The organism is Calidifontimicrobium sp. SYSU G02091, from assembly GCF_022631395.1.
GTDB lineage: Bacteria > Pseudomonadota > Gammaproteobacteria > Burkholderiales > Burkholderiaceae_C > Calidifontimicrobium > Calidifontimicrobium sediminis.
In genome coordinates this window covers 50,656-66,869 of the sequence record NZ_JALBGB010000015.1, presented here as the reverse complement: position 1 = coordinate 66,869, position 16,214 = coordinate 50,656, and the positions used below count along the sequence as shown (strand labels likewise).

General features: G+C 68.6%; 21 protein-coding genes. 3 read left to right on the top strand and 18 right to left on the bottom strand.

The annotated features are described in order from the left end of the window. Nucleotides 1-3: 3 nt before the first annotated feature. From MOJ79_RS10935 to MOJ79_RS10855, 17 genes are read right to left on the bottom strand one after another with little or no spacing between them, the layout of a single operon-like run. Nucleotides 4-2,700 (bottom strand): phage tail protein, encoded by a 2,697-nt coding sequence (locus tag MOJ79_RS10935; RefSeq protein ID WP_241924183.1) that lies wholly within the window; start codon nucleotides 2,698-2,700, stop codon nucleotides 4-6. Further along, complete coding sequence (locus MOJ79_RS10930) at nucleotides 2,700-3,341, bottom strand: DUF6441 family protein (protein ID WP_147654012.1); 642 nt, start codon at nucleotides 3,339-3,341, stop codon at nucleotides 2,700-2,702. Before MOJ79_RS10930 ends, MOJ79_RS10935 begins: the two co-directional genes overlap by 1 nt. Beyond that, complete coding sequence (locus MOJ79_RS10925) at nucleotides 3,338-3,502, bottom strand: hypothetical protein (RefSeq protein ID WP_181952647.1); 165 nt, start codon at nucleotides 3,500-3,502, stop codon at nucleotides 3,338-3,340. Before MOJ79_RS10925 ends, MOJ79_RS10930 begins: the two co-directional genes overlap by 4 nt. A gap of 29 nt (nucleotides 3,503-3,531) precedes the next feature. Next, the gene (locus tag MOJ79_RS10920; RefSeq protein ID WP_147654013.1) at nucleotides 3,532-3,939 is read right to left on the bottom strand and encodes a DUF6631 family protein; all 408 of its coding nucleotides are present in this window, start codon (nucleotides 3,937-3,939) and stop codon (nucleotides 3,532-3,534) included. A gap of 10 nt (nucleotides 3,940-3,949) precedes the next feature. Further along, entirely contained in the window at nucleotides 3,950-4,705 is a 756-nt protein-coding gene (locus MOJ79_RS10915; protein WP_241924182.1) for a hypothetical protein, read from the bottom strand. Between the two features lie 2 nt (nucleotides 4,706-4,707). After that, nucleotides 4,708-4,905: a DUF7210 family protein gene (locus MOJ79_RS10910; RefSeq protein ID WP_147654015.1), complete on the bottom strand. Its 198-nt coding sequence runs from the start codon at nucleotides 4,903-4,905 to the stop codon at nucleotides 4,708-4,710. Nucleotides 4,906-4,912: 7 nt separating this feature from the next. Beyond that, nucleotides 4,913-5,338, bottom strand: a complete 426-nt coding sequence (locus MOJ79_RS10905) for a hypothetical protein (RefSeq protein ID WP_009518236.1) — start codon at nucleotides 5,336-5,338, stop codon at nucleotides 4,913-4,915. Nucleotides 5,339-5,348: 10 nt separating this feature from the next. After that, nucleotides 5,349-5,627: a head-tail joining protein gene (locus tag MOJ79_RS10900; RefSeq protein ID WP_009518237.1), complete on the bottom strand. Its 279-nt coding sequence runs from the start codon at nucleotides 5,625-5,627 to the stop codon at nucleotides 5,349-5,351. After that, the gene (locus tag MOJ79_RS10895; protein ID WP_009518238.1) at nucleotides 5,627-6,628 is read right to left on the bottom strand and encodes a major capsid protein; all 1,002 of its coding nucleotides are present in this window, start codon (nucleotides 6,626-6,628) and stop codon (nucleotides 5,627-5,629) included. Before MOJ79_RS10895 ends, MOJ79_RS10900 begins: the two co-directional genes overlap by 1 nt. Nucleotides 6,629-6,630: 2 nt before the next feature. Beyond that, on the bottom strand, nucleotides 6,631-7,008 hold the full coding sequence (locus tag MOJ79_RS10890) for a head decoration protein (protein WP_019560047.1): 378 nt from the start codon (nucleotides 7,006-7,008) through the stop codon (nucleotides 6,631-6,633). 1 nt (nucleotide 7,009) lies between these two features. Further along, the gene (locus MOJ79_RS10885) at nucleotides 7,010-8,218 is read right to left on the bottom strand and encodes a S49 family peptidase (protein WP_241924181.1); all 1,209 of its coding nucleotides are present in this window, start codon (nucleotides 8,216-8,218) and stop codon (nucleotides 7,010-7,012) included. A gap of 10 nt (nucleotides 8,219-8,228) precedes the next feature. Further along, a complete protein-coding gene (locus MOJ79_RS10880; RefSeq protein WP_241924180.1) occupies nucleotides 8,229-9,716 on the bottom strand; it encodes a phage portal protein in 1,488 nt (495 codons plus the stop codon). After that, on the bottom strand, nucleotides 9,716-9,937 hold the full coding sequence (locus MOJ79_RS10875; protein WP_009518242.1) for a phage head-tail joining protein: 222 nt from the start codon (nucleotides 9,935-9,937) through the stop codon (nucleotides 9,716-9,718). The genes MOJ79_RS10880 and MOJ79_RS10875 overlap by 1 nt, the downstream gene beginning before the upstream one ends. Further along, nucleotides 9,937-10,329 (bottom strand): hypothetical protein, encoded by a 393-nt coding sequence (locus tag MOJ79_RS10870; RefSeq protein ID WP_241924179.1) that lies wholly within the window; start codon nucleotides 10,327-10,329, stop codon nucleotides 9,937-9,939. The genes MOJ79_RS10875 and MOJ79_RS10870 overlap by 1 nt, the downstream gene beginning before the upstream one ends. Then, a complete protein-coding gene (locus tag MOJ79_RS10865) occupies nucleotides 10,329-10,820 on the bottom strand; it encodes a hypothetical protein (protein WP_241924178.1) in 492 nt (163 codons plus the stop codon). The genes MOJ79_RS10870 and MOJ79_RS10865 overlap by 1 nt, the downstream gene beginning before the upstream one ends. A gap of 36 nt (nucleotides 10,821-10,856) precedes the next feature. Further along, nucleotides 10,857-12,806, bottom strand: a complete 1,950-nt coding sequence (locus tag MOJ79_RS10860; protein WP_241924177.1) for a phage terminase large subunit family protein — start codon at nucleotides 12,804-12,806, stop codon at nucleotides 10,857-10,859. 2 nt (nucleotides 12,807-12,808) lie between these two features. Beyond that, nucleotides 12,809-13,354, bottom strand: a complete 546-nt coding sequence (locus tag MOJ79_RS10855; RefSeq protein ID WP_241924200.1) for an elements of external origin — start codon at nucleotides 13,352-13,354, stop codon at nucleotides 12,809-12,811. A 108-nt stretch (nucleotides 13,355-13,462) separates the two neighbouring features. Between MOJ79_RS10855 and MOJ79_RS10850 the strand changes: the two genes are divergently transcribed. The 3 genes from MOJ79_RS10850 to MOJ79_RS10840 all read left to right on the top strand — a co-directional run bounded on the left by MOJ79_RS10850 (nucleotide 13,463) and on the right by MOJ79_RS10840 (nucleotide 14,709). Next, complete coding sequence (locus tag MOJ79_RS10850; protein WP_009518247.1) at nucleotides 13,463-13,729, top strand: hypothetical protein; 267 nt, start codon at nucleotides 13,463-13,465, stop codon at nucleotides 13,727-13,729. 92 nt (nucleotides 13,730-13,821) lie between these two features. Further along, nucleotides 13,822-14,019 carry a DUF6900 domain-containing protein gene (locus MOJ79_RS10845; RefSeq protein ID WP_241924176.1) on the top strand — a complete coding sequence of 66 codons (198 nt, stop codon included), beginning with the start codon at nucleotides 13,822-13,824 and terminating at the stop codon, nucleotides 14,017-14,019. A gap of 96 nt (nucleotides 14,020-14,115) precedes the next feature. Beyond that, nucleotides 14,116-14,709, top strand: a complete 594-nt coding sequence (locus MOJ79_RS10840; RefSeq protein WP_241924175.1) for a DUF3489 domain-containing protein — start codon at nucleotides 14,116-14,118, stop codon at nucleotides 14,707-14,709. Here the strand turns inward: MOJ79_RS10840 and MOJ79_RS10835 are convergent. Next, entirely contained in the window at nucleotides 14,679-15,929 is a 1,251-nt protein-coding gene (locus MOJ79_RS10835) for a site-specific DNA-methyltransferase (RefSeq protein ID WP_241924174.1), read from the bottom strand. The two genes, MOJ79_RS10840 and MOJ79_RS10835, sit on opposite strands and share 31 nt — an antisense overlap. Nucleotides 15,930-16,214 lie beyond the last annotated feature (285 nt).

Sequence of the window (16,214 nt, the reverse complement as noted above, 5' to 3'; positions counted from 1 at the left end):
GGCTTATCCCTGGAGCGCCGCGCGCACCGCGCGCGCGTTGCGCCCGATGATGTTGAGGATCACCCGCTCGCCGGCGGGGGTCTGCAGGTGGTCGTGGGTGACGCCCGGGTCGATGGCGTTGACGATGCGCACGGCCTGGCTGACCGGCGGTGCGGCCGGCTGCACCTGGACCTGGGGCACGAGGCCGCCGGCGGCCAGGGCCAGCCGATGACCGTCCCAGACGGGCGGGGCTTTCAGGCCGTTGATCGCGTCCAGGAAGGCCACGCCGACGCGCCGCACGGCGGCCGCGCGCACCACGTACTCGCCGGCGGACAGCCGCGCCGGGATGGAATCTGAGGTCGAAGTGCCGGGGCCGGTGACGTAGCCGCCGGCGGCGAACTTCTTGATGTTGCCCATCAGCGCCATGACGGCCGCGACCATCGCGGCCATCGCGGCAATCGCCAGCCCCGGGCCCACGACCGGAATCGACGCCTGCGAGGCGGCCGCGCCCGAGCCCGCCTCGGCGGCGTTGGCGCTGACCTTGGCCGCCGTCTCGGCCTGCTTGGTGGCCACCGACTGGGCGGCGGCCGCCTGTTCGATGGCCTGCTCCTGCTGGAGGAAGCCAAGCTTCAGCGCAAGCATCCGCGCCTGCATCGCCACCCATTGCTGGAAGGGCTGGATCACCATCTGCTGCAAGAAGGCGTCGGCCACCTGGCGGAACAGGTTCGACAGCGCCTCGCGGAAGCTTTGCGCGCCGGTGACCATGCCCTGCAGGGCGTTGCCGAAGCCTTCGCCGATGCGGTTCCACAGCGGCGCGAGTTCGTCGGCGACGAGCCGTGTGCGCTCCAGTTCGTTGCGCCAGGCGGCGACCCGGTGGACCGCTTCCGGCCCGATCGCCTGCGCGGCCTGCTGCATCGCGGGCAGGAGCCGCTGCATCTCGGCGGCGGAGTCGCGCTGCAAGGCCACGATCTGCTGCCGCGCCTGGGCTTCGGTGAGCAGCCCGGCCTGCTGCTGGATCTGGATGCCCTCCTGCGCGTTGCGCAGGCGTTCGGTGACCTGCCGCCACTGCGCCTCGATCGCCTCGAGGTTGGCCTGCGCGGCCTTGACGTCGATCAGGCGGTCGATGATCGAAACGCCGTCGGCATCGCTCTCGGCCAGCAGGCGCGCGCGCAGATCGCGATAACTGCGCTCGATCGCGGCCCTGCGGTCCTGCGCCGTGTCGGTGCCGGTGAGCCTGGCCAGTTCCTCCCGGGCCTGTGCCAGCACATCGGCCAGCTCGCGCTCGGCCTTGGCCGCGGCGCGGGCATTGCTCTGCTCGACGTCGGCGCGCTTGTTGTTGAGCGTGATCAGCTCGGCCTCGAGCCTGGCGACCTCGGCCTTGCCGCGCAGGCGCTCCTCCTCGCTTTTGCCGCCGGCTGCCACCTGCCGGCTGCGCGCAAGCCGCTGCTGCGTGCGGGCGATCTCGGCGTCGATCTCCTGCTGCTCGAGCGCGGTTTTGCGGGCGTAGTAGTCGCGCAGGGAAACGAGACGATCTTCGAGCGCGGCGTCGAGCGCGGTTTGTTGGCGGCGCAAGCCGTCTTTGAGCAGGGTGAACTCGGCGTCGAGCCGGGCCTGCATCCACGCAGCCTGAGCGCTGGCCGTGTCGCGGGTCTTGCCCGGCGTCGTGAGCCGCCGCAGCAGCGCCGGATCGGCCTGCACCTTGGGGGCCTGGACCTCGATGGGCTTGGGGTCGAACAGACTGTCGCGGAACTCGGCCAGCTCATCGAGTCGTTTGATCAGATTGCCTTTGAGCTCGGCGATGATGGCCTTGGCTCCGGCGGTGTTGCCACGCAGGGCCTCGACTGCCGCCGCGACACCTGCGCCGATCGCCTCACCCAGAGCGATGAAGGCCTTGCCGACGGTGGCGGCACCCAGCGCCAGGGTCTTGAGCACCAGCACCACGCCATCCAGGATCGCGCGCAAGGCACCGCCCTGCTTGGCCGACTCGACCATCCCGCCGGCCATCTCGTTCAGGGCCGGCAGGAAGGCCTCGATCACCCGGTTGGCCAGACTCGTCGCGGCGAGCCGCAGCTTGGCCAGCGAGTCGTTGAACACCTCGGCCTGCGCGGCGGTGTCGCCGCCGATCTGCACGCCGAGCGCTTCCATCTCGCCGGTCAGGGCCGCGATGCCTTCGCGTCCCTGGTTCAGGAAGGGGATGAGCTCGGCGCCGCTCTTGCCGAACAGTTGCACTGCCAGCGCCGACTTCTGCGCCCCGTCGGGCATGGCCTTGAAACGGTCGGCCAGATCGAGCAGCACCGCATCGGTCGCGCGCAGTGTGCCGTCCTGGTTTTTGAACTCCACGCCCAGCGCTTTGAGGCGCCGGGCGGACTCCTCCGAGCCCGTGGCCGCCTCGAACATCGTGGTGGCGAGCTTCTTGAGCCCCGTCTCGAAGGTCTGCGCCGAGACACCGGACAGTTCCGCCGCCGGCACCAGGGTGGACAGAGCCTCCACCGTGATGCCCACGCGCTGCGAGAGCTTGTTCAGCGCATCGGCCGAGCCCAGCGCCGACTTGACCATGGCCCCGAGACCCGCGGCCGACAGGGCCACGCCGAGCCCGGCGAGCACGCCGTTGACACTGCGGGCGGCATCAGCCAAGCCGCCCAGGCCCCGCTTGACCGAGTCGAAGGCACCGCGCGTCTCGTCGACGGCGCGGATGAGGATTTGGGCGCGGTTGTTTGCCATCAGGCCTGGTCCAGTTCTCGTTGAATCGCCCGCGCCAAGCCCGACAAGGCCGGTTGCACGGCAGCGCCAAGGTCGAACCGGCGCTTGAGATCCACCCGCCGCACCAGCACGGCAATCGGAATCTCCTGGCCGCGCTGCAGGCGCTTGACGCCGCTGCGCTGCCGCTCGGCGCGCTTGAAGCGGTTGAGCTGCGCGGCGTTTTCCTGGAGGTTCTCGGCCATCAGCAGCACGCGCCCGTCCTTCTCGACGAAGAAGGCGTTGCCCGAGCGCATCAGGCCGTCGATCACGGCCTTGAAGCGCTTGGGGCCGATGCGGCCGGACAGCAGCGGGATCAGCAGATTGCCGCTCACGGTGCCGCCCTGGGTGTGGATGCCCAGCCAGGGGATGCGGCTGCCCACCCACAGCGCGGGCAGACGCTCGGGCTTGCGGTCGAACACCTTGGTCTGCATCGACGAGACGAAGCTCGCGCGCCGCACCTCGAAGGCGCTCCTCATCTGGGCGCGGGCGGCCTCGCGCACCTCCCGGCCGCCTACCGCCATCCCCTTGGCCACCGCCGCGTGGATCGCCCGCCGACGCTGTGTGCTCCAGGCCGAGAGTTGCCGCGGATCGAGCAGTCCGGAGGTGGCCAGCGTCAGTTTCATGACCGCACGTCCTCCCACAACTCGCGCTGCAGCCGCTCGATCGCAGCCCGGTCGCCCTGCGCCGCCACGGCGTGGACAGCGAGCCGCAGGGCGAGGTGCTGCCGCTCGACCCGTGCATCGGCCTCCAGCAAGGCCCGCGCCTGCGGCAGCGTGTAGCGCATCACCTCATCGAGCCGGTGCCCGGCGCGGATCAGGCGGGCAACCGCCTGGTCCCAGCCTGCATCTGCTCCAGGATCGGCGCCAGATGCTGCGCCGCGCCCTGGATCGCCGGCACCACCCGCCGCACGAAAAAATCCGCGTTCACCTCGAACACGGCGGCGGCCAGTTGCACGGCATCATCAAGCGACAAGTCGTTGATCCAAGCCCGCTCGCGCCGGGTGGTGATGGCCAGCAGCTCCAGCACGGCCTCGCCATGCCGTGCAAGCAGATCGAACCAGTCCGGCTCGGCCGAGAGATCGGCGGCGATGGGCCGCACCGCGGCCAGCAGTCGCGGCAACTCGCCCAGCCGGATCGGCGTCAGTTCCAGCGCGGTGCCGGCCACTGTCACCACCCTGGGCACGGGCGGGAAGGTCTGAAAGTCGGTGCTCGTGGGGGCCATCGTCATCCCCTTACAACAGCACCAGGCGGCCGAACTGGCCGAGATCGCCGCCGACCGGCTTGGTGAGGTCCGCCAGCACCTGGCCGGAGAGTTCGAACTTGAGCAGATCGTCCGTGATGATCGAGAGCTCCTTGGCCGGGTTGATCGCCACGCGGTACAGATCGATCACCACCTCGCGGTTGCCGTCGGCGGTGTTCAGACCCTCGAAGCGGATCCAGCGCTCGGGCAGGGCTTGCGTGAACATGGCCGTGTGGCTGGCCGCGCCGTACGCATAGTCCACCGTGAAGGGCTCGGTGTACGGGCCGCCGGTCGCGGCGTCCAGGATCACCAGCGAGCCGTGTTTGGCGTTGACGGTGTACTGGCTGGCCGGCAGCGTCTTCGGGGTGGTCGAGTTCGAGTCCTGCACCTGCACCGCCGAGACGTTTTGCATCGCCAGCGGATAGAGGTGCCCCGGCGTGACCGGGTTGGGCAAGGCTTCGCCGGTGACCGTGCCCGGCGTGATCGGGGTGCTGTGGCCGTAGAGCGCCAGCGCCAGGTTGACCGGGATGAGTTCCTCCAGCGTGCAGGCGAACTCGCCCTTCTTGGTCTTGATGAGCTGCAGGTCGGTCAGGCGCTGGCCGGACTGCGCCTCCTGGTGCTCGATGGTGTCCACCGACAGCGACACCTTCAGTTCCGGCACGTTGCCGACGAAGGTCAGCCCCGCCGGGTTGCCGGCCGAGTCGCGCGCGCCGATGTAGACGCGGCCTTGTCCGGAGAAGTAGGCCATGGTCAGTCTCCTTGGGGGGTGCCGGAGGCCGGCTCGCGGCGGGCGGGTTTGGCGTCGAGAACCGGGGTGGCCGCCTTGGCCACGCCCTGGGCGATCAGCCAGCGGGCGCTGGCCTCGGGCAGGTCGAGGCGCTCACCCACAGCGAGGCGCTTGCCTGCGTGGGTATGGGGTTTCAGTAGCTCGATGGAGAGATTTGGCATAAGGGGTTCATCCTGTTTGGGTGAGGTCGAGGGCGTGGGTGCGGTAGCGGATTTCGTAACGGGCGGGCAGCGCGACGGCCCCGGCGTCGGCTTCGTCGAACTCCCATTCGCAGTCGATCTCGCGCACGGCGATGGCCAAACCGCCCAGATTCGGGTCGGCGAGCATGGCCGCGTGCGCCGCGGTGAGCAGCCGGTCGGCCACGTCGAAGGCATCCGCGCCGCGCGCCACCACGGCAAGCCGGACAGACAGCTGCCGGTCGACGAGATGGTTGGCGTGGGCCGTGATGCTGTCGCCCTCGACGAACAGCAGCAGCGCCGGACTGGCCTCGCGGGTAACCGGCACGGCCGGCATGCGCAGCACCGGGATCGGTGCAATCGCCGATGACAAGCGTGCGACGACCTCCCGCAAGAGGCGCTCGCGGATGGAGTTCATGGGGCATTCCTCAGAGCTGGGAAAGAAAGGCGCGATGCTCGGCGCCGTCGCCGATGGCGCGCACGTCGCGCACCTGATAGCTGCTGCCCGCCACCTCGACCGTGTCCCCGACGGCCAGCGTCATCCAAGACGCCGGGTAGTCGATCTGATAGTCCCGCGACAGTGCCAGCCCGTCGAGCACCGTCTCGTCCGGGGCGCGGAAGGCGCAATGCACCGTGGTGCCCGCGACCGTGACGACGGTCAGCAGTCCGGCATTGCGTGCCGCTTCGTACAGCGTTTCAACGTCCATCAGGACGCCAGCACCTTCACCAACACGGCCGGGCGATGGCACATCGGCAGTGGGTTGGACTGGGTGTGGATGTCGGTGCCGCGGTCGAACTTGCGCGGCTCCTGCTTGGCGTACAGCGGCTGGCCCAGCGTGTTGGCCGTCTCGTTGAAGTCGGCCGGCGCGAAGTAGGTGGCGAAGGTGTCCACCGTGCCCAGCGGGAAGGCGTGGCCCTCGCCGGCGGCGATGAAGCGGCGCGTGGTGTCGCCGTCGCTGGCCTCGCCCGAATATTCCTCGAAGGTGATGCCAGCGAAGGTAAAGCCCGCGCGCATGTCCGAGCGCAGGGCCAGGCTGTCCTGCCAGCGGTCGTAGGCGGCGACGACCTTCTCATGGCTGGTCAGCGCATCGAAGAACTCCTCGGATACCAGGCAGTGGATGCCGGTCATGCGCTCGCCCATGAGGTTCTTTTCCATGTAGCGCTTGAGCTCGAGACACTTCTTCTTGACGTCGGTGCCCGGGTTGCCGAGCTGAAAGTTGATGACCTTGGGCGAGATCTCGAACAAGTCGAACAGGTTGTAGAGCTCGGTGCCGTCGGCATCGAGGATGCTGCCTTTCAAGGCACCCATGCGCAGATGCTCCAGGGTGATGGCGTGCTTGTTGCGCATTGCCTGCAGGTGCTCGGCCATCACCGCCGCCACGGTCTGCACCTCGGTCTCCGAACCGAAGGCGCGGATGCCCTGCACTTCCTCGGGCAGCACCACGTCGTCGTGCGGGATGTGCGGGATGCCGAACGAGCGCAGCTTGCGCTTGCCGCGCTTGGCCACCGTGCCGGGCGAGCCCACCGGCATCGTCGGCAGCAGGGTGAGCACGCCGTTCTTCTCCTCCACGGCGACCGAGCGAAAGCGAACCGGCTTGGCTGGGAACAGACCCATCTCTTCCAGGCGGCCGTAGTTGTTGGGCAGGATGTTGATGGCGGCGGTCAGCGCCGACATCGAGAAGGCGGGGTTCTCGAAGGGGTTGTTCATCGTCAGACTCCTTTGCGCACGAGGATGCCCAGGCTCTTGAGCTGCGCGATGGCAGCCTGCTTTTCCGAGGCGGTGATGGCGGCGGGCCACGCCAGGGCGTGATCGGCGACGATGGCGTGGCGGGCCAGCATCAGCCCGTCCTCGCGGTCGATGAGCGTGGCGTCCACGGCTTGCATCAGCACGCCGGCGGCCACCTGGCTGCCATCGGTGGCCGATGGGTCGAGTCTCTTGACCTTGCCGGTGGCGGTGACCAAGCCGACGACCGCGCCCAGGGGCAAGTTCTGGCCCGCGCCGACCGTGACCTGGTCGCGGGAATAGAGATTGGGCGCTTCGTACTTCAGAAGATCGCCCAGGTTCAGTCCTTCGGTGATGGCGGGCATGTCACTTCTCCTTGCCGGCGCGGGCGCGGGCCGCCTGCACCAGGGGGTTGTCGTGGAGGGATGGGGGATTCGGCTTGGCCGCATCCGGCGCGATGTGGCTGTGGATCTCCTGCCCGCTGGCGCGGACAGCCAGCAGCTGGCTGCGCACCTGGGCGGGTGGCGTGCGTGCGGCGAGGTAAGCGGCGATGCGCTCGGGGCAGCCCGCCAGCGCGCACAGTTCGGCGATCTCCTGTGCGTCCTCGATGCTCATCGGCGGATGCGCGCCAACAGCGCGATCAGGATCAGCACCAAGCCCAGGGTCAGCAGGGGTTCCGGGTTCATTCATGACATGCTCCAGTCGTGGTGAGTGAAGGTGTCCCGGCGGCGCGAAGGCACGCGTCGCCGGCGGTGAAAGTGCCGCGGTCAAATCGGCCAGCAGGTCGTCGAAGGTGCCGATGGCATCGGCCAGCCCTGCCGCGACGGCGTCCTGTCCGAAGAACACGCCGGCTTCGGTGGCGCGCACCGCATCCGTGCTCAAGCCGCGATGGCGGGCCACGGTGTCGACAAACAGGCCGTAGATCCGATCCACCTCGCGCTTGAGCAAGGCGTGGGCTTCGTCCGAGATCGGCTCGTGCGGGTTGAGGTCGTTCTTGCGTGCGCCGGCGAACACGGTCGTGTACCGGATGCCATCCTGGGCATCGCGCACCGACTGATCCGCGTGCATGGCGATGACGCCAATCGAGCCAACGCCTGCGGTCCGGGTAACCACGAGGCGGCTGGCAGCCGAGCCGATGGCGTAGGCCGCCGAGTAGGCCATGTCGTTGGCCAGCGCCCAGACTGGCTTGATCTGTGCGGCCGCACGCACGCGGTCGGCCAGGTCGAACACGCCACCGGACTCGCCGCCGGGTGAGTCGATGTCCAGCACGATGGCCGCGACCGCTGGGTCGGCGATCGCCGCATCCAGCTGCGCGGCGATGTCCTGGTAGCTGGTCAGCCCCGAAGCGGCTTCCAGCCCGCCAGTGCGCCGCACCAACGTGCCGTGGATCGGCAAGACGGCGATGCCCGCCTTGGCGGCAGGCGGGCTGCGCAGAGCGGGTGGCGGTAGCGGCGCTCCTCTATCCGCCAAACCGATGCGCGGCCCCAGCACGGCCAGGATGACCTCAAGTTTCGGGCGATGGATCAGCAGCGGCGCGCCAAACAGACGCGCCGCAAGATGCGGCAACGGGATCATGCGGGTTCCTTCAGGCGGCCGGCGCAGGGCTATCGGCGGCCTGTGCGTTGGACTCGGCGCTGCCGCCGCCCTTGGTCGTGCGGCGCGGATCGGAGTCGAAGATCAGGCCGAGGTCATCGGCGCGCTGGTTGTCCGCAGCGATCTCGCGGTCGACATCCTCGGCGTCGTAGCCAAAGGCCGAGATCGCTTCCGAGCGGCTCATGAGGCCCGCGCGGATCGCCAGCAGCATCGCCTTGAACTCTTTTTCGGGGTCGACCCACTGCCAGCCCTGGGGAATCCATTTGCAGGCCAGATACTCCCGCCGGCGGCGGGCATAGCCGGGCGCCGTGAGGCCGCCGGCCAGCACGGCCTGATCGAGCCAGGCGTTCCACACCGGGCGGCACAACTGGTGCACCAGCACGCCGTGCTGAATAGCCTCGGTGCGGCGGCGGAATTCCAGCATCCCGGCACGGATGGAGGAGTAGTTCACGCCGGAGAGGTCTCCGGTCAATTGCTCGTAGGTCACGCCGATGGCCGCGGCGACCGCGCGAAACTGCGCGCGCAGGAACTCGCCGTAGCTGCCGCCCACGTCGGCCGGATCGGAGAACTTCACGTCCTCGCCCGGCTCCAGAATCTGCAAGGTTCCAGGCTCCATCCCCGCCAGCGCGATGCCGGCATCGTTGGCCACGCCTTCGCCCATCAGGTTGTCCTCGGGGGCAAGCCGTGTGATGAAGCCGGCGAACATCGCCGCGGTTTTCTTGCGCACGAGCTCGGCGTCGTCGTACTGGTCCAGCTCGTTGAGCTTGACCAGCGCGCGCGCGAGCCAGGGCTCGCCGCGGATCTGGCCAGGGCGCAGCACCCGGTAGAGGTGCATGATCTCGGATGCCGGAACTCGCACCGTCTCCTGCCCGCCCTGGCCCGACATGGGCGCAAGCCGCCCATCTTCGGGGTGGGAGCGATACAGGTGGTAGGCCACGCGCCGCCCCAGGCTGTCGAACTCGATGCCGGCGCGCACGACGTTGCCCGAGGGCAGTTCCGTGTTGAGATGCAGCGGCAGATGCTCGGCTTCGAGAAGCTGCAATTGCAGCGGCACGATCAGGCCGTCCTCCGGACGCCGCCAGCGCAGGCGAATCAGGCACTCGCCCCCCTCGAGCATGGCCCGGCAGGCGAGCGCCTGCAGGCCGTAGAAGTCGGTCTGCCCGGTGGTGTCGGCCACCTCCGTCCAGTCGCGCCACAGCGCCTGCACGTCGGCGCGGAAGGCTTCATCCTCGGCCATCGACTGCGGTTTGATGCCAGTGCCCACCGCGTTGGCGACGAACGCCTCGATACCGGCATTGGCCCAGGCGTTGCGCCGCACCAGGTCGCGGCTCTTGGTGCGCAGTTCGGCGCTCGTGGCCAGCATCGCCGCCACCGCGCCGGGGTTACCGGGCATCCACGCCAAGGAGCGACGGCCACGGCCGGCAGCCTCGTGCACCGGCGCCCCACCAAACAGACTGCGGATCTTCGCGTACCAGGCCATCAGAACCCCTTGCTCGTGGTGATGCGGATCTGCCGCGGCGCGCCGGGCCACAGCCCCGTGGCAGCCGCCTGCTCGAACAGGTCGCGCTTGACCGCCGCGATCGCAGCCTGCAGTTCCTCGACACTGCGGTACTCGACGGTCTTGTCGCCGAAGCTCACGCGTTTTTCGCCTTTGGCCAGCGCCGCTTCCAAGGCTTCGAGGTGGGCTTGGGTATAGGACATCAGCGGTAGACCACGAGGTTGATTTCGGGGGAGTCGGCGAAGGACGCCGCGGTGGTCGCGCAGCCCACATCGACGTGCGTCGGCGTCTTCTCATCCAAGGTCGAGCGCACGATCAGCAGCCGCTGCGTGCCCGTGTTGGTGTTGCTGCGGGCCACACCCACCCAGCAGTAGTTCGCATCCGGCATCGGTGTGGCGAAGCTCACGCGGTAGCGGCCGGCTGCGATGCGGGTCACCGCGGCGACGTTGTGCGCGGCCCGCACGACGATCTGGCCGCCGACATGGCCAAAGCACACCCAGGCCCGCGCCAGCCCCGGATGGCCGGCATCGATCTTGGCCTGGACCTCGATCCCGATGCGGCTGGCCAAGGCGGCGATGCGCGCGGCCAGGCTCATCAGAGCAGCGCCCCTTCGAACACGGCGACGAAGTCGGTGTCGGTGTCGCCCACATCGCTGACGGCCACCGCGCCGATGTTGCTGCGCGCCTGCGCGGCTTCGGCGGCGGTGAGCGTCTGCGCCGCATCGAAGCGCACCCGGTTGTTGACGGCCGCCAGCAAGGCATCCAGACCGCTGGTGCCGTTTTGCAGCAGCTGCTGGATCTCCAGCAGGGTGTCATAGGCGGCATCGGCCCCGCCCAGGATCTCGGCTTTGAGCGCATCGAGCAGCGTGACGATCTTGCTCGACGAATAGGTGCTGGTGGTGGCGACCTGGCTGTCGTCGATCGCGCCCGATGCCAGCACCGCGGCCTTGAGCTCGTTGATGGCCGCCACCAGGCTGGATTTGTCGGTGGTGGTGAGGTTGGCGAGATTCCCGGCCTTGGCGCGGACGTCGTTGAACTCCTGCGCGACGCGGATGACCAGGCTTTCGATGCGAGTGGCCAGACTCATGGGTTCTCCTTGCGGCGTCAGATCGGCCAGCGGGGATCAGCGCAGCCATGGGCTGCGGATCACGCGCCGGCCGGTGTTTCGGGTTGCAGAAACTTTGATGCCACCCCGATGGGTAGCCTCGTTGATGGATTCGGTGGTTGTTTCAAGGGCTGGCAGACTGTCCAGCCCCAGTTGCCGCTCCAACTCGCGCCAGTGGCGCTCCTCGAAGCGGTCCAGCCCGGCGGCGCTGGCCGCCGCGCGGGCGTACACGTAGCAGTCCAAGGCTTCGTTGCGCTCGCGCATCTTCTGCCACTCGCGCACCGGGTAGCCGTTGCGGTCGCGGCGGGTGATCAGTTGCTCGGCGCAGAGTTGCTGGATGAACTCGGCGTCGATCTTGGGCAGGTGGACGTATCCGGCCGGGTACGTGACCGTCACGCCGTCCTCATCGATGTCCGCGCTCTTGCGCAGGTTGTTGTAGAGCTCCAGCTTGGCCAGCCCCACCGCCACCGAATACACCTTGATGCCCCGGCGCAGCTTCTTGCCGGCGAGCGAGACGTCCACCGCGGTGGGCGTGCCGATCAAGGCTGCTCCGCGCGACACGCCTTTGACCGCCATCACGCGTGCGTCGCGGCAGGCGCGCACGAAGGCGTAGGCCTCCTGGGTCGCAAAGCCGGTATCCAGCGCGAAGCGGGCCAGCGGCATCGCCGCGCCCGAGGCGTGCGTCCAGGTCTCGGCGACCAGCTCGGCCAGGCGCTGCCACACCGCATCGCGGGCCGTATCGCCCATCAGCACGCGGTGCTCGACGAGCCAGCATTCCTTGCCGCGCCCGAAGGCCCAGATCGAGGCCTCGATGCGATCCTTCTGCACGTCGGCGCCGCCGACCAGCAGCAGGCCGCCTGCGGGCACCGTGCCGATGCGGTAATCCTCGCGCCGTTCCAGCAGGCGCTGCCAGTCGGGGGCTTCGCCTTCCTCGACCCAGGTCTCACCCAACTCGGTGTTCTTGAAGGTCTTGATCGCCGCAGCCGACCCGGTTTCCTTGCTGACCGCCGCCTCCCAGGCCGCGGCGATGTCGCGCCAGGCGCGCCAGCCCAGCGGGCTGTACAGGGACGACAGGTGAAAGCCCGCCGTCTTGCCCTGCGCCGTCGCGCGCCACTGGCCGTGCTCGAGCATCCAGGTCTTGTGGTGCTCGGCAATGGGCGCCTCGCAGGATTCGCAGACGTAGGCCGCCGTCTCCGGACGGCCCTTCTCCCAGCGCAGCCGATCGAAACGCAGCCATTGCCGGTGGCCGCAGTGCGGACAGGGCACGAAGTAGCGGCGCTGGTCGCTGGCCTCGTACTCGCGTTCGATGGCCGAGGACCCCGCGATGGTGGGCGTCGAGACGATGAAGATCTTGCGTCGGGCAAAGGTGCGGGTGCGCGCCTCGGCGAGCGAGATCGCATCGCCTTCACCCTCGACATCGAGCGGATAGCCGTCCACCTCGTCGAGGAACAGATACCGCACCGGCATCGAGCGCAGGCCCACCGCGCTGTTGGCCCCGGTCATCACCAGCACGCCGCCGCGAAACTCCTTGGCCAGGATCGTGTTGCCCGAATCCCGGCTGCGTGCCGGTGCGATGAGTTCGGAGAGCACCGGCGACTCCTCGATCAGCGGGTCGATGCGCTGCTTGGAGGCGCGCTTGGCCATCTCCACCGTGGGCCATACCGCCATCATCGGCCCGGGTGCGTGGTGGATCACGTAGCCGATCCAGTTCGAACCCATCTCCGTGGCGCCGAGTTGGGCGGCCTTCATGAACACCACCCGCTCGATGGGCGAAGTGGGCGACAGGCAATCCATGATCTCGCGCAAGTAAGGCGTGCGGCTCGTGCGCCAGCGCCCCGGCTCGCTCGAGGCCTTGCTGGACAGCACCCGGTGGCGGTCGGCCCACTCGGAGACCGTCAGCAGCGGATCGGGCGTGAGCCCTTCGCGCCAGGCGCGCTCGATCGCGTCGGCGCCGTCGTACTCGATCATCGTCAGTCCACGCGTGGCCGCAGTTCGCCCAATTCCTGTAAGTGCTCGCGCACGGCCGCATCCAGCGCCACGTGCAGCGCGTGGGGCTCGACGCCAAGCCGTGCGGCCATCTGCGCCGAGATGCGCGCCGGCCAGTTCAGCCACGCATCGCGCTCGGTGCGCGCGAGCTTGAACACATGCGCCACCGCCTGCGCGCGGTCGACGAGCTCGCCCTTGCGCTGCGCCAGCTCCACCTTGTGGAGCTGGGCCTTGAGCACCTCGTTGACCGTGCGCGCCTGCAGCAACGACGTGCCGCCAGTCGGCAACGGCGGGGGGACGGGGTCGGGGATCTCGCGCTCGGGACGGGCCTGCGGCTTCTTGGTATCGAACTTCTGCGGCTCAGGCGTTCGCCGAGGCTGCACGGTGTTGCGCGCCCACTGCGCGTCGGCCGTCTCGGGGTCGATCGTGCCGTCGGCAAGCGTCGTGATGCGCCCGGTGTCGATGGCCTTTTTCACGGCCACGTGCGACACGCCCCGGTGGCGCGCGTAGGCGCGAATGGAAAGACCCATCGTCACCTTCTTCAATCATTTGTTCGTCATTCCTGCACATCGAGCTTGGCTTTCCTCGGGAACAGCGCGTTCATCACGGCACGCCAACCACCATCGAAAGGATCCCCGATGAACGCCAACACTCTCGATACCCTGGCCACGAAGCTGGCCGAAGCGGCGCTGACCATCCTGGTGCGCAGCTGCCGCACCGAGGTGGCGGCCGCCAGCCGCGACGACCTGGAGGCCGCCTGCGCGGCGATGCGCGCCAAGGCCAGGCCGGTCATCGACCAGTTGCTCGACGACGCCCGCGCCGCCCCCTGGATCGGCGAGATGGCGTTCCATGCCGCGGCCTTGGAACTCGCGCAAGCCGGCATCGCGGTGCTGCGCAAGGCCTGACTCATCGCGTGAAGCCAAGCAGAAAGCGCTTGGCTTCACTGCCGAACAGCGCGTTCATCACGTCACGCCAACCACACCGAGAGGAACCCGCCATGCACCCCATCGACACCCTCCTGACCCAGATCGCCCAGCAGCATCTCGGCATCGAGACCTTGCAAACCCGCCACTCGGACAGCCTGGATTTCCACGACCTGGCGGTGTGGAACATCCGCGCCGCGCTGGAGGCGGCCTTCAGCGCGGGACTCGAACAAGGTCGCCGTGCCAAGTCGCCGGATGAGGCCAACCGCTGATTGCGAAAGGCCCATGCCAAGCAGAAACGCTTGGCTTGGGCCCCGAACAGCGCATTCATCCCGTCACCCGATCCACCCCTGCGAAGGAGCAAGCCCATGACCACCACCAACCTGACCCCGGCCCAGCACGCCATCCTGGCCTACGCCATCGAGCACACTGGCGGCAAGATCGACTGGTTCCCCGAGCACATCAAGGGCGGAGCGCGCCAGAAGGTGCTGGAAGGCCTTGCCAACCGTGCCCTGATCGCCCCCGCGGGGATCGACTGGTTCGTCGCCGCCGAGGGCTACGCCGTCCTGGGGCTGCCACGCCCGGGCGCGAAGACACCGCGCGTGGGCTCGTTCGAAGCCCAGCTCGATCGGATCATCGCCAACGCGGAGCAGGCAACCGCTGCGAGCGATCCCGAGTTGGAGGCGGCCGTGACCGCTGCCGAAGCCACGTGGACGCAGGCGAAGGACGATGCGCCGCGCCGCACCCGCGCCGACAGCAAGCAGGCGCAGGTGATCGCGATGCTGCGACGTCCTGGGGGCGCCACGATTCGTCAGATCATGGACGTCACCGGCTGGCAGGCGCACACCGTGCGCGGCGCCCTGGCCGGAGCGCTCAAGAAGAAACTGGGCCTGAGCATCGCGTCGGACAAGCCCCAGGGCGGCGAGCGCGTCTACAGGATCATCGAGCAGGACGCCGCCTGATCGAACGCCACGCCATCCGCCTCGCGGGTGGCTTGCTGGCCGGTGAAGTCCTCCCACCGGCGCACGATCACGTCCACGTACTTCGGATCGAGCTCGATCAGCCTGGCGATGCGGCCGGACTTTTCCGCGGCGATCAGCGTCGTGCCCGAGCCACCGAAGGGGTCCAGTACGACATCACCAGGGCGGCTCGAGTTTCGGATCGCCCGCTCGACGAGTTCCACCGGCTTCATCGTTGGGTGCAAGTCGTTCTTCTGCGGCTTCTTGATCTGCCACACATCGCCCTGGTCGCGGTCGCCGCACCAGTGGCGACTCGCCCCTTCCGGCCAGCCGTAGAGGATCGGCTCGTACTGGCGCTGGTAGTCGGAGCGGCCCAGCGTGAAGGTGTGCTTGGCCCAGATGATGAAGGTGGACCAGTGGCCGCCGGCGGCGCGAAAGGCCGATTGCAGCACGTCCAGCTCGCTGGAGGACATGGCCACATAGATCGCGCCGCGGCAGTGAGCGATGGTGGGCCTCAAGGCCGCCAGCAGGAAGTCGTGGAAGCCGTCACCCAGGTTGTCGTTGAGGATGGCGCGGTCCTTGCCGCGCAGCTTGTCTTTCGCTGAGTTCGCGTAGTTGACGTTGTATGGCGGATCGGTGAACACCATGTCCGCCACCGCGCCTTGCATCAGCCGCTCAAAGCTCTCGGCCAGGGTCGCGTCGCCGCACAGCAGCCGGTGCGGGCCCATGATCCAGACATCGCCGGGGCGTGAGATGGGCGTCTCGCCGACCTCGGGCACCGCGTCCTCATCGGTCTGGCCCTCAAAGTCTGGCTCGTCGCCCGCGATCAGTTCGGCCAGCGCGTCGGCGTCGAAGCCGGTCAGGTCCAGATCGAAGCCCTCGGCCTGCAGGTCTTGCAGCTCGATGCGCAGCAGTTGCTCGTCCCAGCCGGCGTTCTCCGCGATGCGGTTGTCGGCGATCACGAGCGCCCGGCGCTGGGTCGGCGTCAGATGATCGAGCACGACCACCGGCACCCGCTCCAGCCCGAGCTTGCGGGCGGCCGCGAGCCGCCCGTGTCCGGCGACGATCACCCCGTCGCTGCCTACCAGGATCGGATTGGTGAAGCCGAACTCGGCGATGGAAGCGGCGATCTTGGCGATCTGCGCATCGCTATGCGTGCGCGGGTTGCGCGCGTAGGGGATCAGCGCCTCGACCTGGCGGTACTCGACGTGCAGCGTGTTCAAGGGAGAAGTCCAAAAGCAAAACCCGCCGGGCCTTGCCGCCGGGCGGGTCATGTGAGTTCGGGTTCGGGTGGAGCGGTCACCGTTCTGCGGGGTGGTAACCGGGGCCGGTAACCTGGCCGGGTGGTAACCTGCTTTGCGCCCTGACGCTAAAAAAGCGTCGCGCTCGCGCCCCCCGCATCGCGCTTGGGCCAGGAAGGACCCGTGGATGTCCGGGCGGCTTCCTCGACCGTCACTGCTGTCCAGAAGATAGCTGAAATACTACCCCTGATCGGCCTGCGTTGTTGC